Annotated in this window: 21 protein-coding genes and 1 pseudogene; 13 read left to right on the top strand and 9 right to left on the bottom strand. The window is 41.5% G+C overall.

The window, feature by feature from the left end; translation table 11 throughout:
* The first annotated feature begins 174 nt into the window (after window positions 1–174).
* From AACS98_RS10680 to AACS98_RS10670, 3 genes are all read left to right on the top strand, one after another.
* Window positions 175–522 carry a hypothetical protein gene (locus tag AACS98_RS10680; protein WP_066379356.1) on the top strand — a complete coding sequence of 116 codons (348 nt, stop codon included), beginning with the start codon at window positions 175–177 and terminating at the stop codon, window positions 520–522.
* A gap of 91 nt (window positions 523–613) precedes the next feature.
* On the top strand, window positions 614–2,125 hold the full coding sequence (gene ycf46, locus AACS98_RS10675) for a stress-responsive protein Ycf46 (protein WP_066379353.1): 1,512 nt from the start codon (window positions 614–616) through the stop codon (window positions 2,123–2,125).
* A gap of 141 nt (window positions 2,126–2,266) precedes the next feature.
* Window positions 2,267–2,617 (top strand): DUF1257 domain-containing protein, encoded by a 351-nt coding sequence (locus AACS98_RS10670; RefSeq protein WP_015113818.1) that lies wholly within the window; start codon window positions 2,267–2,269, stop codon window positions 2,615–2,617.
* A gap of 84 nt (window positions 2,618–2,701) precedes the next feature.
* Here the strand turns inward: AACS98_RS10670 and AACS98_RS10665 are convergent.
* Window positions 2,702–3,370 (bottom strand): annotated as a pseudogene (locus AACS98_RS10665) (Uma2 family endonuclease).
* A gap of 355 nt (window positions 3,371–3,725) precedes the next feature.
* Here AACS98_RS10665 and AACS98_RS10660 point away from each other — a divergent pair.
* The 3 genes from AACS98_RS10660 to AACS98_RS10650 are packed head-to-tail and all read left to right on the top strand — an operon-like array spanning window position 3,726 to window position 5,666.
* A complete protein-coding gene (locus tag AACS98_RS10660) occupies window positions 3,726–4,445 on the top strand; it encodes a DUF488 domain-containing protein (RefSeq protein ID WP_066379351.1) in 720 nt (239 codons plus the stop codon).
* Complete coding sequence (locus AACS98_RS10655) at window positions 4,429–4,878, top strand: DUF488 domain-containing protein (protein ID WP_066379349.1); 450 nt, start codon at window positions 4,429–4,431, stop codon at window positions 4,876–4,878. The genes AACS98_RS10660 and AACS98_RS10655 overlap by 17 nt, the downstream gene beginning before the upstream one ends.
* 38 nt (window positions 4,879–4,916) lie before the next feature.
* Complete coding sequence (locus AACS98_RS10650) at window positions 4,917–5,666, top strand: dual OB domain-containing protein (protein ID WP_066379347.1); 750 nt, start codon at window positions 4,917–4,919, stop codon at window positions 5,664–5,666.
* Between the two features lie 125 nt (window positions 5,667–5,791).
* Here AACS98_RS10650 and AACS98_RS10645 read toward each other — a convergent pair whose 3' ends face one another.
* The gene (locus AACS98_RS10645) at window positions 5,792–6,397 is read right to left on the bottom strand and encodes a Uma2 family endonuclease (protein ID WP_066379344.1); all 606 of its coding nucleotides are present in this window, start codon (window positions 6,395–6,397) and stop codon (window positions 5,792–5,794) included.
* Between the two features lie 563 nt (window positions 6,398–6,960).
* On the opposite strand from AACS98_RS10645, the gene AACS98_RS10640 reads away from it, so the two are divergent.
* A complete protein-coding gene (locus tag AACS98_RS10640; protein ID WP_066379336.1) occupies window positions 6,961–7,377 on the top strand; it encodes a 2TM domain-containing protein in 417 nt (138 codons plus the stop codon).
* Between the two features lie 240 nt (window positions 7,378–7,617).
* Here AACS98_RS10640 and AACS98_RS10635 read toward each other — a convergent pair whose 3' ends face one another.
* The 4 genes from AACS98_RS10635 to AACS98_RS10620 all read right to left on the bottom strand — a co-directional run bounded on the left by AACS98_RS10635 (window position 7,618) and on the right by AACS98_RS10620 (window position 13,512).
* Window positions 7,618–9,231 carry an NAD(P)H-quinone oxidoreductase subunit 4 gene (locus AACS98_RS10635; protein ID WP_066379334.1) on the bottom strand — a complete coding sequence of 538 codons (1,614 nt, stop codon included), beginning with the start codon at window positions 9,229–9,231 and terminating at the stop codon, window positions 7,618–7,620.
* A 338-nt stretch (window positions 9,232–9,569) separates the two neighbouring features.
* Window positions 9,570–10,109, bottom strand: coding sequence for a hypothetical protein (locus AACS98_RS10630; protein ID WP_066379331.1), 540 nt, complete (start codon window positions 10,107–10,109; stop codon window positions 9,570–9,572).
* A 13-nt stretch (window positions 10,110–10,122) separates the two neighbouring features.
* Window positions 10,123–11,040, bottom strand: a complete 918-nt coding sequence (thrB, locus tag AACS98_RS10625) for a homoserine kinase (protein WP_066379328.1) — start codon at window positions 11,038–11,040, stop codon at window positions 10,123–10,125.
* Window positions 11,041–11,166: 126 nt separating this feature from the next.
* Window positions 11,167–13,512 (bottom strand): bifunctional serine/threonine-protein kinase/ABC transporter substrate-binding protein, encoded by a 2,346-nt coding sequence (locus tag AACS98_RS10620; RefSeq protein WP_066379326.1) that lies wholly within the window; start codon window positions 13,510–13,512, stop codon window positions 11,167–11,169.
* Window positions 13,513–13,807: 295 nt separating this feature from the next.
* On the opposite strand from AACS98_RS10620, the gene AACS98_RS10615 reads away from it, so the two are divergent.
* From AACS98_RS10615 to AACS98_RS10595, 5 genes are read left to right on the top strand one after another with little or no spacing between them, the layout of a single operon-like run.
* Window positions 13,808–14,359 carry a tetratricopeptide repeat protein gene (locus tag AACS98_RS10615; protein WP_066379324.1) on the top strand — a complete coding sequence of 184 codons (552 nt, stop codon included), beginning with the start codon at window positions 13,808–13,810 and terminating at the stop codon, window positions 14,357–14,359.
* 48 nt (window positions 14,360–14,407) lie between these two features.
* A complete protein-coding gene (locus AACS98_RS10610; RefSeq protein WP_084386897.1) occupies window positions 14,408–15,778 on the top strand; it encodes a dicarboxylate/amino acid:cation symporter in 1,371 nt (456 codons plus the stop codon).
* Window positions 15,779–15,795: 17 nt separating this feature from the next.
* Complete coding sequence (locus AACS98_RS10605) at window positions 15,796–16,437, top strand: hypothetical protein (RefSeq protein WP_066379322.1); 642 nt, start codon at window positions 15,796–15,798, stop codon at window positions 16,435–16,437.
* A gap of 55 nt (window positions 16,438–16,492) precedes the next feature.
* Window positions 16,493–18,238: a vWA domain-containing protein gene (locus AACS98_RS10600; RefSeq protein WP_066379319.1), complete on the top strand. Its 1,746-nt coding sequence runs from the start codon at window positions 16,493–16,495 to the stop codon at window positions 18,236–18,238.
* Window positions 18,239–18,242: 4 nt separating this feature from the next.
* Window positions 18,243–18,596: a hypothetical protein gene (locus tag AACS98_RS10595; protein ID WP_066379315.1), complete on the top strand. Its 354-nt coding sequence runs from the start codon at window positions 18,243–18,245 to the stop codon at window positions 18,594–18,596.
* Here AACS98_RS10595 and AACS98_RS10590 read toward each other — a convergent pair.
* Window positions 18,586–19,770: an AAA family ATPase gene (locus tag AACS98_RS10590; protein WP_066379313.1), complete on the bottom strand. Its 1,185-nt coding sequence runs from the start codon at window positions 19,768–19,770 to the stop codon at window positions 18,586–18,588. The genes AACS98_RS10595 and AACS98_RS10590 overlap by 11 nt on opposite strands.
* Here AACS98_RS10590 and AACS98_RS10585 point away from each other — a divergent pair.
* A complete protein-coding gene (locus tag AACS98_RS10585; protein ID WP_157087508.1) occupies window positions 19,760–19,900 on the top strand; it encodes a hypothetical protein in 141 nt (46 codons plus the stop codon). The genes AACS98_RS10590 and AACS98_RS10585 overlap by 11 nt on opposite strands.
* Window positions 19,901–19,944: 44 nt before the next feature.
* On the opposite strand, the gene AACS98_RS10580 is transcribed toward AACS98_RS10585, so the two are convergent.
* Complete coding sequence (locus AACS98_RS10580; RefSeq protein WP_066379311.1) at window positions 19,945–20,826, bottom strand: hypothetical protein; 882 nt, start codon at window positions 20,824–20,826, stop codon at window positions 19,945–19,947.
* A 173-nt stretch (window positions 20,827–20,999) separates the two neighbouring features.
* Complete coding sequence (gene thrS / locus AACS98_RS10575; protein ID WP_066379309.1) at window positions 21,000–22,847, bottom strand: threonine--tRNA ligase; 1,848 nt, start codon at window positions 22,845–22,847, stop codon at window positions 21,000–21,002.

The following is a 22,847-nucleotide window of genomic DNA, read 5'->3' as shown; positions in this document are numbered from 1 at the left end:
CATTAATCATTAGTTTCTTATATAACTTGTTTGCTCACATTTTTTTGTAACAAATTAGTGGCAATTGTAAAGAAGTGTGACAAAATTGCCATCAAAGCGGCTTACTGTCTTGACAACAAAGCTGGCAGTGGATAACGTAGTATACATACCCGGGTAAGACCAATAAAGAGTTATATGCAAGCTAAGCAAAAGGTTACGTTGTATTTGTCGCCAGAACTGCACAGAAAGCTGAAGATTAGGTCAGCAGTTGATTCTGAACCAATGTCAGACCTTGCTGAACGCGCCCTTGTTTTCTACCTGACGAACTCAGAGTTAGTAGAGGAATTGGAGGCTTCGGCTTACGGAAGAACTCACAGAGTTTATTCTTGTCCCACCTGTGACAGTTCCTTGGTATTGCGTGATGGGGAGTTAGTTGCTTTAGGCAGACAACCAGGAGTAATCGGTAAAGAGCATCTTCCGATTGATGAAATGGCTGAAGATGAAACCCATCCCAAGGGTGAGGAAGAATTAGTTCCTTGTTAGTTAGGAATAAAGGTAAGTAATTTGTAAATTCGGTTGTTGTCACCAACAAAACGATGTCTGTACTGTACTAGGGTCTCAAGTAGGTCGATGTATGAAAGAAGAGCTCAACATCTTAATTCAGGCTCAATACCCACTAATCTACCTTGTGACCTCCGAGGAAGAACGGGCTGAGCAGGCGATCGCCACCATCTCCCAAGTGTTAAGGCCGCAACGCCGAGTCTTTGTGTGGACAGTAACTCATGGCATCGTGGAGTATGGTCAACCTCGGAGCGTAACTCAACACAACACCGTTTCGCCAGAGGCGGCGATTGAGTGGATCATCCGGCAAAAAGAACCCGGTATATTTATTCTTAAAGATTTACATCCATTTATTGATGCTCCCGCGACTACAAGATCATTACGTGATGCGATCGCTAGTTTTAAGGGTATGCAAAAGAACATCATTTTGATGTCCCCCATACAGCAAGTCCCCATTGAACTAGAAAAAGAAGTCGTGGTTCTGGATTTCCAACTGCCAGATATGTCAGAGTTAAACAAAGTTTTAACTTACCACCTCGACCATCACCGTGGGCAGCGTTTGACTACAGAAGCGCGGGAAAAACTCCTCAGAGCCGCTTTAGGCTTAACTAAAGATGAATCTGAGAAAGTGTATCGCAAGGCGCAAGTCACCACAGGGCGACTCACAGAAGCAGAAGTAGATATAGTTCTATCTGAGAAAAAGCAATTAATTAAGCGCAATGGTATACTAGAATACATTGAAGAAGATGAAACCATTGATGCTGTAGGCGGCTTGGAAGAGCTGAAAAAGTGGCTCAAGCAACGCTCAAACGCTTTTACAGAGAGAGCAAGAGAATATGGTCTACCTCAACCAAAAGGGATGCTAATTTTAGGGGTTCCTGGTTGTGGTAAATCACTAATAGCAAAAACAACATCCCGACTGTGGGGCTTACCACTGTTGCGTTTAGATATGGGGCGAGTTTACGACGGCTCGATGGTGGGACGAAGTGAAGCTAATCTGCGTAATGCCCTAAAAACAGCAGAATCAATCTCACCCGCGATTCTGTTTATTGACGAATTGGATAAATCTTTCGCTGGTAGTGCTGGTTCTGGTGACTCGGATGGCGGCACATCAAGCAGGATATTTGGGTCTTTCCTCACATGGATGCAAGAGAAAAAATCTCCCGTGTTCGTGATGGCAACAGCCAACCGAGTCGAACGCTTACCAGGGGAGTTCTTGAGGAAAGGCCGGTTCGATGAAATTTTCTTTGTGGATCTGCCCACATCTGAAGAACGGCGTGATATCTTTAATATCCACCTCAAAAAACGCCGTGAAGACATCTCTCGGTTTGATTTGGAGCAACTAGCCAAGATGTCTGATGGTTTCTCTGGGGCAGAAATTGAACAAGCACTGGTTGCGGCAATGTATGAAGCCTTTGCCCAAGACCGTGAGTTCACCCAACTAGATATTATTGCGGCACTCAAAGCCACCTTGCCACTGTCTCGCACGATGCAAGAACAAGTTACAGCCCTCAGAGATTGGGCTAGACAGCGAGCCAGACCCGCCGCAGCCTCCGTAGCTGAATATCAGCGCATGGAGTTCTAAAAGCTTTCCCTTGCTAACCCAGGGGGAAAGGCTAGCTAACCCGCTAGCAGTTACGAAAAAAGCCGCATCCTGATAAGCGCGGCTCCCTGAAAATAAACCGTTGTCTTAAACTTCTCAATCTTCTCATTGGAGGAAACCCAAATGTCTCACTTTAGCACTCTTCGCACCAAAATCACCGATGCCGAAATCCTCAAAGCTTCCTTGCGTGACCTGGGTATCACCGTAAAAACAGAAGCTGATGTACGTGGTTATAACGGTCAGCGCGTTCGTTCCGACATCGTTGCAGTTTTGGAAGGCGAATATGACTTAGGTTGGTCTCGCAACAGCGATGGTTCTTTTGACCTAATCGCTGACCTGTGGGGTGTTGCTAAGAAGCACAACCAAACCGAGTTAATCAACTCCATTAACCAAAAATACGCTGTTAACAAAACCTTGGCAGAAGTAAAACAGCGCGGTTTGCAAAACGCCAACGTGAAATTAGTATTGCAATAACAATTTCTCTGCGCGTTCCCAAAGCTGCACGGGTTAACCATGTCATAGCGGTTAGCCCGCTTTTTTTATGTGTACAAGCATTATTTAAATTAAACCAGCTTGAAAAATTTGGGTTGGGGTGAAGTTTAATTCAGGAAAGGTTTGGGAGATAATGCGTAGCCGCTCTGCGGCTTGTCGTCAGACACCGCACTCTTGAAACTTGCTAATTTGGTATTCTCCATCCACTAAATTACAGACAGATATGGTTGGTTGTTTGGGGTTGCCAATAAAATTCCGTCCCCCCAACGCAGCATAGTCTACAATCCAGTATTCAGCAATACCCATCTCTTCTCTTCGAGACGCTACGCGAACATAATCAGCATATTTTAAGTAGTAATCGTCTCGCCAGTTAGTTGAGACAACCTCAATCACCAAAGGTATTGATGCACCTAAGCTAACGATAGATTCTTTTTTCCATAATGTTTCATTCACCAAATTTGCCCGATTTAGCACCAACACATCGGGAAAATAACCAGAATCTTTTTCTAGAGGTCTAACTATAGCTTGGTTGGGGATAATATAAGGTAGGTTTAATCGGTCAATTGCTGCACTCAGCTTGATTGTCAAAAAACCCTTTACTTCCTCATGTTCCCCTATTGGTTGTGCCATCTCAACAATGCTTCCATTATGGAATTCATAGCGTACCGCAGTATTTTCGGGTAGCCAATCGACAAATTCCTCAAATGTTACTGGCTTGGGTATGGCTTGAGTCATAGATCATTACTTTGAAAATCTTATTTCTAATCTAGGAGAATACGAACAGCTTTTCCACTACGGTTAGACTATTTACCCACTAGGTTAGGTTGCCCATAATGTATGCTTCAAATTTATAGACATTTAAATTTCTTCAGACGTAGGTTGGGTTAAGCGCAGCGCAACCCAACTAGGATATTGGTGTTGGGTTTCCTGAAGTCAAACGCCATTCGCCCCAAGCCGGGAAACCCGTCCACGGCGATCGCTCGCCAACCTACAATTTTTTTGCATCATTTTAGCCTTGTAACGCCAGTAGGTTTTGGTGAGCAATGCCTTTAGGGTTAATATGACAGCAGGAAATTTATGATGACTAATTATGACAGTATTTACTATTGGTCACTCCAACCATTCAATAGAAATTTTTATTAGTCTTTTAAAACAATATGGAGTTACTGCTATAGCTGATGTTCGCTCTAGTCCCTATAGTCGTAGATTTCCTCAATTTAACCAAGCTGCTTTTAAAGCAGCACTTAAGACCGCTAACATAGCTTATGTTTACCTTGGCGATCGCCTGGGTGCGCGTCCTCAAGACCAAAGTTGTTATGTAGACGGTATGGCTCGTTATGATTTAATTGCAGCTTCAGAAGCTTTTGCGGAGGGGTTAAATCGTCTGGCTAAAGGTGCTGAAAAATATCAAATTAGTTTGATGTGTGCGGAACAAGATCCTATCGTTTGTCATCGAGCTATTTTAGTTTGTCCGCATTTGCAAAAGATAGGCTTAGAAATTCAGCATATTCGCAAGAATGGCGAACTAGAAACACATCAATGCTTAGAAGCAAGATTGCTCAAGCTACATCATTTAGATAAGTTATTACCTCTGTCTCCAGAATCGCATAAAGAAAGTCAACGAGGCACACAACTTTCACTTTTTGATATGAACGCCTATGAAACTAATGCTCAACAGGTTGATCAAATCTCTACACCCCTCTCACATGAAGAATTACTAGAGAAAGCATATCAGCTACAAGGGGAGCGCATAGCATACGTAGAAGAAAAACACACAGATCAAGAGCAAGTTAATGAGCAAGTCAGTTAATTTATTCACTATCGGCTTTACACAGAAAAAAGCGGAGCAGTTTTTTGAAACACTTATCAAAGCTGGAGTTAAGCGAGTGATTGACACTCGACTGAACAACGCTTCCCAACTAGCTGGGTTTACAAAGAAGCAAGACTTAGAGTATTTTCTGCGGCGAATTGGAGGAATTGAGTACATCCATATTTTGGATCTGGCTCCTACCAAAGAGATTTTAGACGAATATAAAAAGAAGCGCATCAACTGGGCAACATATGAGGAGAGGTTCAATCAACTCATTACAGAGAGACAGATTGAGAAGAAGGTTTCTCCCCATCTTCTAGATGAAGGTTGCTTGTTGTGTAGTGAGGCCAAGCCTCATAATTGCCATCGTCGATTAGTTGCTGAGTATCTGCAACGTCAGCTAGACACAGCAATTAAAATTCATCACCTCTAAAACTAATCTTTGCTAAGGGTACAGAAAAGAGGTTAAGAATGCCCATTTTTGAAATTATCTGCCTAGCAAAATCTATCAAGCATGGCGGAATTTGCATCGCAGGTCTGAAAACAGATGGTTCAGGGTGGCTGCGTCCAGTTTCTCCAAAACACGATGGTACTCTGTATCCAGAACATTACACTTTCAATAATGGTCATGAGCCAGAGCTTTTTGACATTATCAGAATTCCCTGCCTGAGAGAAGATCCCAAATGTCATCAACCAGAAAATTGGTTGATAGATTCTAGTAAATATTGGGAATCTGTAGGAAGTTTAACTTTAAGTCAAGCTCGAAATTTGCTAAGTCCAGAAATTCAAAAGTATTCTGATTCTCCAGAGCTTTTAGGTAATTCAGAGAAACAAATTCCCTATGAATATCTAGAAACTTCATCTGCTCAGTCTTCACTAGCACTGGTAAAACCAGAAATAATTCAGTGGGTAGTTAAGACAAATTACGATAATGAAAAGAAATTCAGATGTCATTTCTATTTAGGTGTAAATCGTTATGATTTACCAATTACAGATCCTATATGGATAGAAAAAATATCTTTTTTGAAAGAGGGAACATATTCTTGTGAAGAAGTTATAGAAAAAGCTGAATTGTATAACTTTGAACCAGATAAATTCATATTGACTATCAGCTTAAGTGAACCTTTCCCCCCATCTGGTCAAGAAAAACTCTTTTGTTATAAATTAGTTGCTGCCGTAATCAATGTTGCCGATGTGAAGCAACGGTTAAGATGGATTTAAGGAGAGTATGACTTAAAGATTGCAATTAAAGTAAGGTGGGCAATGCTGAAGATTAACTCAAATCCCTATTTGAGCTTGTCACCATTGCCCACCCTATAATGATTGAGAATGGTGCAAGATATCATTTACCAAACTTGACTTAAATCTAAAACAAACCCAGGTAATAGAGTTTCACCAGAAAGCGTCTGAGGATTATCTAATATCTCAACTTGAGTATTAGGGCGATAAATAAAAACTTGGCGTTGTTTTCTATCAATTAACCAACCCAGCAGAGTCCCGTTATCTATATACTCTTGCATCTTGTCTTGCAAGATTCGTAAATTATCAGTTTCAGAACGTAATTCAATCACAAACTCTGGACAAATGGGTGCAAATTTTTTTCGCAATTCTGATGGTATTGCTTCCCAGCGTGTGCGTTTTATCCAAGCCGCATCAGGAGAACGTACCGCACCATTGGGTAAAGTAAACCCACCACTAGAACCAAATCCTACACCTGTACCATCTTGTTTTGTCCAAATACCTAACTGAACAATTAAGTCAAAGTTACGTTGGTCAGTTTCAGAACCAGTTGGTGGCATAATTAGTAATTCTCCCATAGTGTTACGTTCGATACTAAAATCGTGGTTGAGTTGACAAAATTCATAAAATTGCTCGTCACTCATGGCGATCGCACTCGGTAATCGCAATACTATTGGTAGAATTTCTGTAATTACGGGTAAATTTGTCGTCATATTTTTTAATTCATTCTGTATTCAGAACTCTATACACACCGTCTTACGGTGACTAGGATGTATTCTTCTCTCTCTAGTCATACAGCACTTTGCAAGTAAAAAAGGTACATATTCAATATCATAAATCTTGTGGGGTGGGCATCCTGCCCGCCCTTATATATTTGACTAAGATGAAATATGCTGTATCTTTCTTACTTTCCTATCAGAATAGGCGATGCACAGCTAACAACGTAAAACTCAGGGTTTAAGCAAATTGCCAGCAATGCCCACCCTACGAAAATTATTATCTAGCAACTCTTGCAAGATGTGTTACTAGATATTAAGTCTTGCTAAATATCTAGAATAATTAACAATATTTTATTTAACAAATAAAACGATAACAACTCACCCAATACAACTATATTTGTGTTTTCAATTACTGTATGGGTTGTTTTTTCAGATATAAAATGTGTGTCTCAGCAGTTCGTCACAACGGGTAATTATATTGTACATGATTTTGTAGCTAAAGTTTCAAAATTCACTTAATTCTCCCAGCTATTTTGTCAAATTCTTAGGGTATTTATATGACTTACAATTCCGAACAAATGCAACAGATTCTCCAAAAAGCTTTTGCCCGTCAGCAACAGGGAGAAATTTCACGACAGCAGATTTTAGAAATAGCCGCAGAATTAGGAGTATCATCGGAATCTTTGCAAGCTGCTGAACAAGAATGGTTAACCCAAGAAATCGAAGATAAAAAACGGCAGAAATTCCACGCCCAAAGACATAACGAATTTAAAACACAACTGATTTCTTATATTGCTGTCAATGGATTTTTGATTGTCTTAAATCTGGTGACAAGTCCTTCGTATTTCTGGGCAATTTTTCCCTTACTGGGCTGGGGCTTATTGTTGTTCTTTTCTGGTATGAAGGCTTATCAAACTCAGGGGGAATCTTATGAACAAGATTTTCAGGAATGGTCTAAAAAACTGCCTAAGTAAATTACCCAAATTTAAGGGAATTACAGATAAAAAAAACATTCAAAATTTAGGTTGCGTCAGTATGAATATTTTCTCGGTATAGCTAGGGTTTCTCGTACTGACGCACCCTACTAACAGTCAATTTGGATAATTTATTTTTTTGTGTTCCCTAACTAAAAAATTTTAGGGGTAGTTTTATAACTACCCCTACATTCCCCTCGAATTAAATTTTACTGTTCTTTCCCTGGTTGGGACTGATATTTACTTTGAAATATTAACTAAACTTTCAACTTGAGCAGAAGCTAAGGTTGGTGTTGTGAAAATTTGTGAGTACAGACTTGCAGGTTGTTGTTCTCCTACAATTGGTAGCACTTGACGGGCATGGGCTGCAACTTCTACTGTCTTCACATCATAGGTTTGTGTGATTAATTTGGGATACAAACCAATACCGATGATGGGAACAATTAAACAAGCGGTGATGAACAACTCACGGGGTTTGACATCAGGAATTACAGCATCTAAATGTAACTCTTCGCTTTGCTTGCCGTAGAAGACTTTACGCAGCATGGAAAGTAGATAAATTGGTGTCAAAATCACACCCACTGCTGACAGCAGCACTACTACAACCTTGAAGCTGGAACTGTAAACATCGCTGGTAGCAATACCAAGGAATACCATCAACTCACCTACAAAGCCACTCATTCCAGGCAAGGCTAGAGAAGCCATTGCACCAGCAGTGTAGAGGGCGAAGGTTTTGGGCATGAGTTTACCGATACCGCCCATTGTATCCATTAATAAGGTGTGGGTACGCTCGTAAGTTACGCCAGTTAGGAAGAATAAGCTAGCTGCAATTAAACCGTGGGAAACCATCTGTAGCATAGCTCCACTTACACCAATTTCTGTGTAGGAAGCTAAACCGATGAGTACAAAACCCATGTGGGCAATTGAAGAGTAAGCTAGGCGGCGTTTGAGGTTGGTTTGAGCAAAGGCGCAACAAGCACCGTAGATAATGTTAACTACACCCAATATTGCTAAGACTGGTGCAAAGTAAACATGGGCATCAGGTAACATTTCCATGTTGAAGCGGATAAGGGCATAACCACCCATCTTTAATAACACTCCAGCCAAAATCATTGAACCGGGTGCAGATGCTTCACCGTGGGCATCAGGTAGCCAAGTATGCAAGGGGAAAATTGGCAGTTTTACGCCAAAGGCAATTAAGAAACCTGTGTAAGCTAAGAGTTCCACAGCTTTGGGATATTCTTTCATTCCCAAAGATGCAATGTCGAAGGTGAATGTATCTCCAGAGAATGCTAGTGCAAAACCGGATACGAGAATAAATATAGAAGCGGCAGCAGTGTAAAGAATAAATTTGGTGGCTGCATAGCGGCGTTTTGCGCCTCCCCAGATGGAAATTAGCAAGTATACGGGAACTAGCTCGATTTCCCACATTAGGAAGAATAACAGCAAGTCTTGGGCAACAAATACACCCAATTGTGCGCTATACATGACTAGCATTAACCCATAAAATAATCGCGGCTTGTTGGTTACTTTCCAAGCCGCGAATATTGCTAGGGTGTTGATTAAGCCGGTGAGCAAGAGTAGAGGCATTGATAAGCCGTCAACTGCTACAGACCAATTCAAGCCTATTTGGGGTATCCAAGCGTATTTTTCTACAAATTGGTAGGCGGAGCTTTGGAAATCGTAGTTTTGCCAAAAGGCGTAAATCATTAAGGCAAAGTCAGCGATCGCTATTCCTAAACCATACCACCGAATTGTTTTACCTTCTTTGTCTGGAATTATAGGGATGGCTAAGGCTGCCACCAACGGCAAGGCAATTATGGCTGTTAGCCAGGGAAATCCTACGGGATTCATCACTTATGACAATCTTTTTTTGTTTTCGCTTTTGGTTACATTATATTAAGTAATTCGTACTTTTGTAAAGGTTGTTTAACTCTTGAAAAATTAAATTTTGAGGTAGTTTAGGAATATATACTCAATCAAGCTGCTATTTTCAGGATAAAACAGAATAAATACTTATCAAAATTGGTAGCTAGTCCAGGGTAAATGTAAAGTTCTGCAACGTCAACAAAAAACGACAGCTAGGACTGTCGTTACAAAAGTTAAGAAATGGGGATTGTTGACTGTTGACTGTTGACTGTTGACTGAGAAAGAATTTCTCCCTCTGCTCCCCCTGCCTCCCCTGCTCCCTTCTATACGATGCGATTGACAATCGTCCAAACTTCCCCATCTGAACGTACATGAGGAACTGAGATGGTTTTAAATCCGGTAATAAAGGGCTTATAATAAACCTGCCAATACAAAGGGCTGAGTTGATCAGCACAAGCTTTGAGTTGACGGATTTCTGTGGCTAGTTCCCCCGCTATCTCATTGATACGTTCAGCATGGAGTTGAGCAACTTTTTTAGCTTCTTCTAGCTGTTGCTGTTGGGTAATGCGTTGTAATTTTCTGGGGAGACTTGCCAATTGAGTCTGTTTGTAATGTAGCTGGGTTTTGAGGGCTGCGATCGCATCATCTATACCCTTGATTTCAGCAAATAACTGGGCATTTTCCCTAGCTTGGTGGCGATAAGCTGCGACAATTGCCCAAGGTGAATCATCTTCCGGGACATTTACATCATTATTATTAGTCAGAGTCGCGCGTTCTTGCTCCAGCACCTGAATTTGAGACTGGAGTGCTGTAATCTCTGACTGAATTTGCTCTAAAGACAAGCTAGGATTCAGTTCTTTCATTTTGTATTTTGAATTATGAATTATCAATTGCGCCTTGAGTATCGAGAGCAAGCGATCGCACTACAGATGTAATTCCTTGTTCTTTCCATGCTGAAGCCATCGCTATCTCTACCGCTTGGGAATGTGTGACATCTGTTAAAGCTAGCAGTGTCGGCCCTGCTCCACTAATTACCATACCGTAAGCACCAGCCGCCAACGCTGCCGCATTCACAGCATCGTAACCAGGAATTAAAGCTTTACGATAAGGCTGATGTAACTTATCTTGTAAAGCTGCCTTTAACCATTCTCCCTTACCAGTTGCCAAGCCACGCAATAATAAGCCTAAATGGGCAGTGTTAAAAATTGCATCTGCACGACTAAATTCTGTGGGTAAAACTCGCCGTGCTTCTGAGGTTGACAATTCAAAATCAGGAATTGCTACCACAGGCACAATATCACTCTGCCAGGGAACATCGCAAATTTCCCAACCTGTATTACTGGTAGCGGCTAACCGACATCCCCCCACCAAAGCGGGGACGACATTATCAGGATGTCCTTCCATTGCGATCGCTAATTCCATCACCTGCGACTGTGACAAAGGCTCACCCGCTAATTGATTCGCCGCAACTAAACCCCCCACTATCGCCGTTGCTGAACTACCCAAACCTCTGGCGAGAGGTACACCTAAATCAATCTCTATTTTCACAGATGGCGGTGTCTGATTTATATATTGATATAACTTAACAAACGCCTGATACAGTAAATTACTTTCATCCGTTTGTACTCTTTCAGCTTCCGCACCTGTGACTTGAATAATTAACCCGCCTTCATCCAAGCGTGTGAACTGGAAGTGATTATATAAAGTCAAAGCTGCACCGATGCAGTCAAAACCAGGCCCTAAATTCGCAGTTGTGGCGGGAACTTTAACCGTTACAGAAGAAACAACAGACATTTATCAATACTCATATTACCCAATCAACCAGCATCCCATGTTATGGGTTGATTAGTCATTAGTCATTAGTCATTAGTTATTAGTCATTAGTCATTAGTTATTAGCTTTGGAAGTAGGGACTTTGGACTACTGGCATTTTAAAGGGCGATCGCTTGGTGTAAACACTACACCAGGAGCATCACAATTTTGACGAATGTTGACTATTGTCAGTGTACTATTTTGGCGATTGCTCCCAACAAATCGCACTACTCCAGTTGCACCATTAACATAAAAGTTAGATTTTGTCAATACTTGGCGAATGCCCAGCCTAGTAGGTTTTTCCTGTAAAGCTTTGCTGAATACCAAAACCGCATCATAGCTAGTTGCGGTGCGCCAAGTAATCTCTTTGTTGTTAGGGAAATTATCAATTTTCCATAGGGTTTTAGCTTGCTGTGCAAATGGTGAGTTAATATCTTTGACGGGATGCCAAGCTACTGCCCAAGCTGTGCGTTTAATTCCTGGGGAAGATATCACCTTATATGATGTGAGTAAATCAGGGTTGTAGAGAGTATCACCGGCAATTATCCAAACTTGGTTGATGTTTGATTGAATGACTTCTAAAGCTTTTGTAATGCTATCACGCAAGCCTACACCCGCATCAGGAATCAGCACAATTGCTGTTGCTCCTTGGCTTTGGGCTTGATTTAGTGCTATTTTGGCATTAAAGCGATCGCTGCCAAGATTAAAAGCTGGTTGGTGGTTAATTACATTACCATTCAACAATTTTGCTGATGCTCGAAACTCACTAGCTAGGGATTCTGCATACTCACTACCTTGAGTATAAAAGATTGCGGCTTGGCGTTGTTTTAATTGTGAAAATACATAAGTTGCCATTGTTTGGGCTGCAACACCATTGCTGGGGACAGTGCGGAAGAAAAAAGGACTGTTAAGATGATGGGAGGTGCTAGTGGGAGAAATTAATACTAACCCAGCTTGACGATAAATAGGCAAGGATTTTTTAGTCGCTTCGCTGCTATAGTGTCCGACAACAGCCAGTAAATCACGGTATTTTACTAAATGCTGGGCAATTTTGCGAGCATTATTGTCTATGATGCTTTTACTATCTTGACGATTACTATCATCAGCAATGATAATTCGCAAAGGTTGACCTTGTTGCAGTGCTTGAGTTTGCGCTTGTGCAGCACCTCTGAGTATTTCTAAACCTATAGCAGTACGACGTTCTAAGGGAACTGCAACGGCGATAGTGTAAATTTGTTCTGCTGTAAATTGTATTTGAATTTTGGTATTATTCAGATAAATTAAAGTTTCTGCATCTGGTTCTTGGTTGAAAGCTTCTTGAAATAAACCATAAGCTTCCGCAAAATTTTGCTGACGATATTTTTCTATAGCTAATTGCTTTGCTGTTGGTGGCTGACTATTACCCCAAAAACTACTAGGAATTAGACTTTCTTCACCACAACTGAGATGATCATATAGTCTTTGGTCACAAGTCCGAGGAATGGTAATTTCTTGATATACTTGTTTAGCACCAAACAGCAGAAAGATACTACAAGTAGTTGTCAGTAAGAATTTTTGCCATTGGACTTGGGGATACTTTTCAACCTGAGCGATTTTATCGAGAATAACTTGAGCAGTTGGTGGACGGTGCTGTAAGTTAGAAGCAGTCATCGCCTGAATTAGCTCAATCAATCTTTTCGGAGTTTTTTTATCTTTGACATATTTAGACCAATGAAGTAAATTTTGCAGGCGATCGCTTGCTGGGTCAATACCTGTAAGCAAATAAATTAAAGTTCTACCCAGTGCATAGAAATCTGATTGTACAACAGCATGACCGTCAAGTTGTTCGGGAGCAGTGTAACCCATTGAATGAATCACTGTCACACGCTTCCCGTTAACAATAGTTTCGGTTAACTTTCGTGCTGTCCCAAAATCAATTAACATCAATTTGCCATCAGGACAAAGCATAATGTTTCCCGGCTTAATATCCCGATGAAAAAACTTCTGCTCATGGACAAATTGCAGAATTTCTGTTATTTGTTTCAGCCAATCTAAGGCTATTTTATAGGATGTTAAATAATGATTTTCAGATAACCAGGCTTGTAAATCTTGTCCTGGGATTTTCTCCATCACAAAACAACGTAATTGACGACCTGTATTTAAAACTAGGGGAAACATCGCTTCACCCACAGGTAAACCAGGATGTTGTAAAGTTGTTAGAATTGATGCTTCTTGTTGAAACAGTCGCTCTAATTCCGGTGAAACTTCCTTGAGAGACTTGAGAACTTTCGGCTGTTCTGGGTTAAGTAAATCTTGAATTTCAAATACTTCTGTATAGCTATGTCTATCAGCTTGTAGAGGATGTGTAAGTCGATAGCGATTTTGTAGAATAAGCGGCGTTTTACAGTTTTGACATACTGCACAATTATCAGGATTTTTTCGCCGTGAACAATCAGGATTGATGCAGTACGCCATAAACTCCAGACGACAAGCAAACAATACAGGTATTTTAAGACTAAAAGTTATAAATTAAAGCTTTTTTATCATTTTCTTTCAGAGTTTTTACAAATGCTCTCTGTTGAAAATAGTAACTGGGGGAGCGAAAGAGACTTGTAGAGACGTTGCATGCAACGTCTCTACTGAATAATCACTAATGACTAATTTGTCAAGCTCAATTTTAGATCAGTTATGTGGTGAGCCAAAACTTGACTAGCGTAGACCAAATAATTCAGCGAAATTACTAACATACCTCAGCATTAAGGAGAAATCCATGAAGCGTTTTATCTCAACTGCTGCTGCTACGGTGACGTTAGTGCTTTCGTTGTCTACACAAGCTATATCTGCGGTGGGAACAGCCCACAATCAGATGAAAACTTCGCCCATTACAGCCTTAGACAGACAATCATCATTAGAGTTAACAATTAATTCTCACGATGCTGCTCTCTACCTCACACAAGGTGTTTTACGTTTGCAATCGGGCGACGAGAAAGGAGCGATCGCGGCTTTCAACCAAGCCATACGTATTAATCCTAACTCTAGTGAAGCCTACTTTATTCGAGGTATTGCCCACTTGCAATTGGAAGACTGGACAGCCGCAGTTACGGATTTCAACCAAGCCATACGCATTAATCCTAACTCTAGTGAAGCCTACTTTATTCGAGGTATTGCCCGCTTGCAATTAGGAGACTTGAAAGGTGCTACTGAGGATTTAGATCAAGCTGCTGTTCTGCTGGAAAAACAAGGAAAAACAGCCGAATACGAACAGGTTATCAACATAATTAACCAAATTAACAGCAGATTGACTGATGCTGTCATCAGTTAGAAATGAAGCTAATCGACCATTTGTCAATCAGTAATAATGCTGAAAATTATGAGCCAATCCCCAGGTTTTGTTTTCTGGAAGACTTTTCCCTTATCGTTGCAGATTGCGATCGCTCTCATTCTAGCGACAGTTTTGGGAATTCTACTAGGTGCGGGCAACCCCAGCCCCAACCTAACCGAACTAATTAATCATCTAATTATTCCCTGTAATTTAATACTCAAAGCCTTACGTGCCTTAGCCACACCCTTGATTTTACTGGCAATTCTGCACGGATTTCTCACAGTACATATTCCAGGGCGTTCAGGACGAAAACTCGCTCTGTTGCTGCTGACAAATACCCTCATGGCGATTGTCATCGGACTATTAGTTGCCAATGTCTTACAACCTGGGCGTTGGTGGCAAATTGAAGCCCAAGGTGCAGCACTTACTGAAAAAACCCTTGACCCTTGGGGTTTGCTGCAAGATATGATTCCACCTTCCATCTTACAGCCTTTAGTTGATAATAATGTGATTCAGTTAGTGTTTATTGCTTTGGCTTTTGGGGTGGTTTTACGTGCCATCAAAACTGAGCAAATCGCACAACACAAAGAAGATTATCGCCCGATTGAACAACTAATTACCCTATCATTTGAGGCTGTAATGGCAGTGTTGAAATGGGTAATTGCCTTAGTACCTATCGCAGTATTTGGTATTGTCGCCAAAACCATTGCGTTACAAGGCTTTAAACCATTCATCTCATTAGCTGCGTTTGTGTTTGCGGTGCTACTTGGGTTATTACTGCAAGCGATTTACTATACAGCCAGAGTCAAATATGGTTCTTGGGTAAGTCCACAGAGATTTATTCGTGGTAGTAGTGACGCACTGTTAACAGCTTTTTCTACCGCATCATCTACTGCAAGTATGCCTGTCACCTTCCAAGCTTTGATAGAGAAAGTTGGTTTACGGGAATCTTCCGCATCACTGGGGGCTTTAGTAGGTAGCAATTTCAATAATGACGGGACTGCATTATATGAAGCTATGTCTGCGTTATTTGTTGGGCAGTTGTTAGGACTGCATTTGAGTTCACCCCAGCAATTGATGGTAGTCTTAACCTCTATCGTAGCTTCTGTAGGGGCGGCTGGCATTCCTGAAGCTGGGCTGGTGACGATGACTTTGGTGTTTACGTCGGTGGGATTGCCAACTCAGTATATTGCTTTATTAATTACAGTGGATTGGTTTCTTGATCGCTGTCGGACTGCTATCAATGTCATGGGAGATATGACGATTGGTTGCCTGCTGGATGGTAAGAAACAGCACTGTGAGGTGGGGAATATTGCTGAGGATTTTTCTCACGCAGAGGAGGACACTTGCGTGGGCGGCTTTGCCGACTTGAGCAAAGTGTCCGTCGCGCAGAGGCGCAGAGAGAATGAGAGTTTTTAGATTGAGGGGTTATCAAGATGAATCGGTTTATGTCCCGATATTTATTGAATTTGATGCGCTATAAGCAAACTTACTGGCTGATAACTGGGGCAATTATCGGATATGTTGGGTTTGTGCTGATACTAGGAACGACTCGGTTAGTTATTAGTCTTGGTGGTGCGATCGCACTGGTGATGATAGTCGTTTGGTTTTGGACTGTCAACCAAGTTTCACCTAAATCAACAGACAATCTATTAGAACGAGAGACTTTTCTCGCACATTTGAACCAACTCCAACGCCAAATAGATAAAAGTTCTCAAACCACTTGGCGACAAGCATATCAATGGGCAGAAGCAAGCCAACAATTTGCAACTGCAATTGCTCAACGAGAACCTACTTTAATCCCCGAATTATTAGAAGCATTGTATACGGTACTCGCGTTAACACAGCAAGTAGTTTCCGCCGTAACCGCAGTTAATCAAGTCCAATCTTCCACCTATCGTCCCTTAGCCAAACAACAATTACAAGCCAGTTGCGATCGCCTCCAACAAACACACAACCAATTGCAACAATTACAGGATCAAATCTTACTCTCCAAACTCAACCAAACTCCTCCTGATATCAATCTCCCCAAAACGTTGCAACTACTAATTACAGCCAATAAAACCGCCCTTAATTAAACTTCTCATCTTTGCGCCTTTGCGTGAGCCAATATTCAATCATCCAAAAACAGCCATGAAACTTTTCAGAGAACTCCGAATACACTTTGGTATATGGTTTTTATGCGGCTTAATTGTCACATTACTAGGGTCTTGTATCACGCCCACAGTAGATTCCTTTGAAAGTGCTTATCGCGTCTTACAAGAATCTTTATTACCCAAAATCACCATCGACAAAGCCACAATTTCCGATGCAGTCGCCCAAGGTTACAGCATTCAAAAATTAGCAGAACCTTTACCCAATATCGCAGAATTTCCCCTCTATGGTGCCAAGCCATCAACTGATAATAATATTACTTACATTGAAATTTTTGGTTCGGCGGAAAAATCCAACGGACAAAAGCAAGATGAGCGTTGGTTGGTAGATGTTGCTGAAGCATTTAATGCCAAAAAAATTACTACCAGTTCTGGACAAGTCATACAAGTAGGAATTCGCAATATTCCCTCTGGTACTGCAACAAGACTTTTAGCTGCTAAAAATGCTCGTCCGGCTGGGTTTACACCTGCTAATCAACTATCATTACAACTGTTGACACAGCAAGGAATCACAACTTCAACTATTACCCCGCGATTAGTATCTGACTTTGCTGGTTTTGTGGTTGATGGTGGAACTTATCAACAACTGGCAAAAAATGCTGATGTTACTTTTGAGAAACTACTAGATGCGATTTTATCGGATAAGCTGACAATTGGTTATCCGAATCCTTACAGTAGTGCTACATCTTTAAATTTGTTATATACCTTATTTTGGCGGAGTGCAGGACATCATCAAGACGGTAAACCTCTCACAGCCTCAGAATTACAATCACCACAGGTAAATTCTGTTTTTGATACATTTCAAAACCAAGTTTTAATTACAACTTTAACAACACTTGATCTGAAAGAGATTTTTATCCGCAATAACCAAAAATTACAAGCGTTTCCCCTAGAGTATCAAAGTTTTCAAACCCTCAAAAAACTGCCAGGATTTGAAGATGTGGTGTTTGTCCCCTTTGGAGTACCTCATGATAGTCCTTTGGTGGGCTTTAGTTGGAATACTTCCGCGCAAAATGAAGCTTTACAGCGATTTAGTGAGTTTGCGCTGTCGCCAGCAATGCAGCAGCTAGCAACCGCACAAGGTTTTAATGCTGGTGAACGCTTCAGGAGTAATATTATACCTCCAATTCCAGATGGTAAAGTGTTGCAAGCGGCGCAGTCTTATTGGAAACAGCGTAAAGACGGGGGACGTACTGTTAACTTGATGATGGTAATTGATACAAGTGGTTCAATGGAAGGCGATCGCTTACAAGCTGTGAAAAAGAGTCTCAGAATTGCTGCACAGTCAGTTAATCCTGGTAACTATGTCGGATTGGTTGCATTTAGCGATCGCCCTCAACAAATCCTTCCCCTTGCACCCTTTGATGAGCAACAACACAAACGTCTGTTAGCGGCGACTGATTCCCTGATCGCTGATGGTAATACTGCAATGTACGACGGGATGATTGTCGGTTTGTCAGAACTAATGGAACGTCAGAAGCTCGATCCTAATGGGCGATATTATCTGCTACTGCTGAGTGATGGCGAAGTGAATACAGGATTACAGTTAAGTGAAATCACGGACGTTCTCAAGTATAGTGGCGTGCGTTTCTATCCCATTGCTTACGGCGAAGTCAACCAAACAGAATTGCAACAGATTGCTAACTTGCGAGAAACAACCGTCAAATCCAGTGATCCGCAAAAGCTGCAAACATTATTTACCGAATTGTTTCAAACCAACTTGTAAATATATGAATCGTTATTGCTTCACCATTTTAGCATCGGGTTGGGGATTATTTCTAGTCGCGGGAGTGGCAATTTCTCACATTTCTCCACCTCTAATTTTACTCATTGATAAAAGTTATTGTCCTCCCGAACAATGGCAGAAACTAGCACAAACTTATGCAGAAAAATATCAAAATTCCCAGTTGCACACAGTCATTTTATTTGATGATTTGAGCCAAGAAAAATTTTCACCACCACCACAACCATCAGTCATCAGCCAGTTATCAACCTACGGACGAGCCAATTTAAAACGACAATCTCAGCTACAAAAAACTTATCCAAAAGCGCAATTGTTGAGTTGTCGTTCTGCTAACAATTAAATAAACGCTGTACACATTTGAGAATTACTGGCTGTAAATAAAAGCGTTCTACATCAACGTCTTTCATCGTTTCTATCAACGCCCTTCGTTTTAAAGATAAGAGTGCTTTGATAATCTCCCCATTGGAAGTATGACTTGCTAGGTGTAAGAGTATCTCTTGACGAGTAAATCCTTCTACGTTGGTAGCCAAAAATTTCATGATCATTTTTTCCCAAGGGGAAATGTGGTTGAGCCATTGGGAAACGAGGGGTTCAAATTCACCCACAACTAATGTTCCAGAGGCTAAAAACTCGCCCACATCCCCAGCAAATATTTCCTTGATGAAATCCGCAGCCATATTGAGAAACAAGGGATTACCACCATATTGATTGACTAAAGCTATCCACTGTTGAGCATCAAAGGTAAGTTGATGATGTTGCAAAAGTTCAATTGCACCTTCCATGAGTCCACCGAGGGGGAAAATCACCGCACCCGCAGCAGTTAAAAGATTTAACCCCTCTGGTTGTTCTCGGCTAGTGATTATCACACAACTATTATGAGGCGTTTCTACAACGGTGCGGAGAAAGTCTGCATATACTTCATATCCTGCACGATATTGTCCTCCACGCTCCCCCCCTAAAATTCCATCCCAACCATCAAAAATTATGAGGCTGTGCGGTGTTAAAGTCGGTAGTGTATCTGTTGCTGGTGGGTTGTGGTGAAAGGAAAACCACAGAGTTTGTTGAAAATGGGATAGTCCATTTTCTGCTAATTTTACAGCTAAAGCCGTTTTCCCAATCCCCCCAATTCCTGTAATTGCAATTAGGCGTTTTCCTTGCTCAATGGCTTGACTGAGTGTATCTAATTCGTAACCCCGTCCAAAAAATAAAGGAATGTTAGGAATTGGGGTTGTAATAGGTATGGGGCGTTCTACTACGTCTTGCCAATTTAAACCCAAAACCTGACAAAATGCTTTAAATACTGACGCATTAATGGCATCACCTTTGAGGAAGCGTTTCCATGTCGGTAAAGATACCCCCTCTGCAAAGACTACCGCATCTTTCCAGTTAAGCTCAGGTTCGAGAATTTGACTGGCTTGTTCTAACCAATATGGGTTATCAATCGCCCAACCTTTTTCTTTGCGAGTTTGTTTGATGATTTGCAATCCAGTCGAGGAGGATTTGATGGTAGGCATTGAATATGAGTCAGAAGGTGTAGCAAATTCCTCAGATTTAATTCTATATCAGTATGGTACGGAAGTTTGGCAACATATTTGCGCGATGATCAAAGACTCACGTTGGGCGATCGCATTAAAATCAGACTAAAGGTAAAAAAGAAAGTTCTTCAACTTACCACTTACTCCAATGTTTCAAAAAATGGTGTTAACAATCTTTTGAGCAACATCAGAATTACGCCAATAACCAGTATGGGCAGAAACCAGAAAACCTGTCTCTACTGGGATGTCCACTAAAACTTGATTTTGGTTTTGTGGATTGCGTTTAAACAGTTCTGCTAAAGGATAAGCAATTGCATCTTCACTATCCCAGAAGTTATACCAAGAACGACCTTCACCTTGGACTGGATTGTAAAGTTTATCAAATGGCTCTCCTTGCATCCATAACGAGCCTTTACGCATCATAAACAAGCCGATAGGAGACCCCATTGTGAACAAGTGGCGGAATTGGTTTCTCAAAAGCTGGATTTCTTCCGGCTTTACTGTTATCGGCTGCAAGTTGGTGTCTTCAGGTCTAGCATCGGGATCAAGCTGGGGAATGAATGAAAAATCATTTGGATTTTTCGGATAAAACAAGTGGAACAGATAATCGAAAGCAATCACTGAGCCGAGAGAATGGGCGACTATACTGTAGGTTGCGCCCTGCTGCAATGGTTCTTTGAGTTCTTCCCAGAGTTGTGTCCACACAGTGCGACGGATAAAATTTACGTCTTCAGACACGTAGGCGATTACATCACCTAGAAAAAAGGTCATGAAGCCACGGATGCCGCGCATAGGGTTAAAGGATTGCTTTTCTAAGTTAGGAAATGCTGCATCAAAGATAGTACGAGCTGCGTTGTCTAGCAAATCTATGTGCCAGTCTGTAAAGACTTTATCAAACTTGCTTTCAAACTTTTCTTGGCTGATTCCCGATTTTTTGATCAACTGCTCCCAGAGTGTATCGTAGCTGGAATTGGGATTTTCATCGCGCTGACGCTCACCGATTCCATGAATGAAAATTAAATAGTGCTTTACCATACCAAATATTCAGAAATGCGAAATCATATTACCTTAGCGATCGCATTCCATTTAAATCTTTAATAAAAACTTTAAGCCACAGCCCACCCAGTATAAGGGAGATTTTATAAAAAATACCCGCTACCATTTCTATTTTGATAGCGGGATATTTAATCTAAAAGCTTCTGGTTGTGTTAGAAGTTCTCGAATTTTGCGATCGCATCCTGCATTTTCTGCACCACTTCATCTACAGGTATCGCTCCTAACTCCCCAGAAGCACGGGTACGGATGCTTAAGCTATTGGTTTCAACCTCTTTAGCTCCTACTACCGCCATCACAGGTATTTTTTCTTTCTCCGCATTACGGATGAGTTTACCCAAGCGATCGCCACTGGTGTCAACTTCCGCACGAATACCCACAGCCCGCAGTTTCGCCGCTACATCTTTAGTAAAATCTAGCTGTGCTTCACCCACAGGTAACAATCTCACTTGCACCGGGGCTAACCATAAGGGGAAATCACCCGCATACTCTTCAATTAAGATACCAATCAGCCTTTCCAGCGAACCAAAAGGCGCACGGTGAATCATTACCGGACGTTTGCGAGAACCATCTTCAGCGACGTATTCTAAATCAAAGCGTTCTGGTAAGTTGTAATCTACTTGTACAGTTCCCAACTGCCATTCTCTCTCTAAAGCGTCGCTGAAAATAAAGTCTAATTTCGGCCCATAAAACGCCGCTTCCCCAATACCTTCAAAGTATTCCATTCCCAACTCTTGCACCGCCCGGCGAATTGCACCTTCGGCTTGGTTCCAAACTTCATCAGAACCGATATATTTATCACTAGCTGGGTCACGGAAACTCAGTCTAGCTTTAAAGTTCTTCAGTTGCAGACTCTTGAACACCGACAAAATCAAATCCACGACATTCAGGAATTCATCGTCTAACTGTTCTGGAGTTACAAACAGGTGGGAATCATCTACAGTAAAACCGCGTACCCGCGTTAAACCACCTAATTCTCCTGACTGTTCGTAGCGGTAAACCGTGCCAAACTCAGCCAAACGCATCGGTAATTCCCGATAAGAACGTAACTCGCTCTTATATATTTGGATGTGGAAAGGACAGTTCATTGGCTTGAGGACAAAACCTTGCTCTAAAGCTGCTGCGGCTTCATCTTCCGCCATCAGGGGAAACATATCTTCTTTGTATTTCTGCCAGTGTCCCGAAGTCTTAAATAAATCTACTCTGGCAATGTGGGGGGTGACTACAGGCAAATAACCACGTTTTAGCTGTTCTTGCTTGAGAAAATCTTCTAAGATACTGCGTAATAAAGTCCCTTTGGGTGTCCACAAAGGTAAACCCGGCCCCACTTGGTCTGAGAAAATAAATAAACCTAATTCTTTCCCCAGTTTACGGTGATCGCGTCGTAGTGCTTCTTCTTTACGCCGCTTGTACTCAGCTAGTTGTTCGGGGGTTTCCCAAGCAGTACCATAAATGCGCTGTAGCTGGGATTTGGTTTCATCTCCCCGCCAATAAGCACCCGCCACGGTTTCTAATTCAATGGCTTTGGGGTTTAAATCTTTGGTGTTTTCCAGATGAGGCCCGGCGCACAAGTCCCACCACTCATTCCCTAGGTGGTAAATTGTGATCGGTTCTTCTTGAATATCTGCCAGGATTTCTAATTTATAAGGTTCATTGATTGCCTGAATGCGCCGTTGTGCTTCTTCACGGCTGACTTCTTCCCGAACTACTGGCAACTTGCGATTGATAATCTTAGCCATCTCTTTTTGGATAGCTTTGAGGTCTTTGTCAGTAAATGGCTCTGGACTGTCAAAATCATAATAAAATCCATTTTCTATCCAGGGGCCGATTGTTACTTGCGCCTTGGGGAACAGCTTTTGTACTGCCATTGCCATCACATGGGAAGTGGTGTGGCGAATCTTCTTTAAGGTGTCTGATTCGCTGGTACGCGGTAAATACATTTTTTCAGGTTGTGCTGGCTGATTGTTGGAGTCTTGATTGGAAGACATTGGCTGCTGAACCAT

The sequence above is a fragment of the Anabaena sp. CA = ATCC 33047 genome (genome assembly GCF_963870205.1).
GTDB lineage: Bacteria > Cyanobacteriota > Cyanobacteriia > Cyanobacteriales > Nostocaceae > Trichormus.
This window is presented reverse-complemented; position numbering and strand designations above follow the sequence as displayed.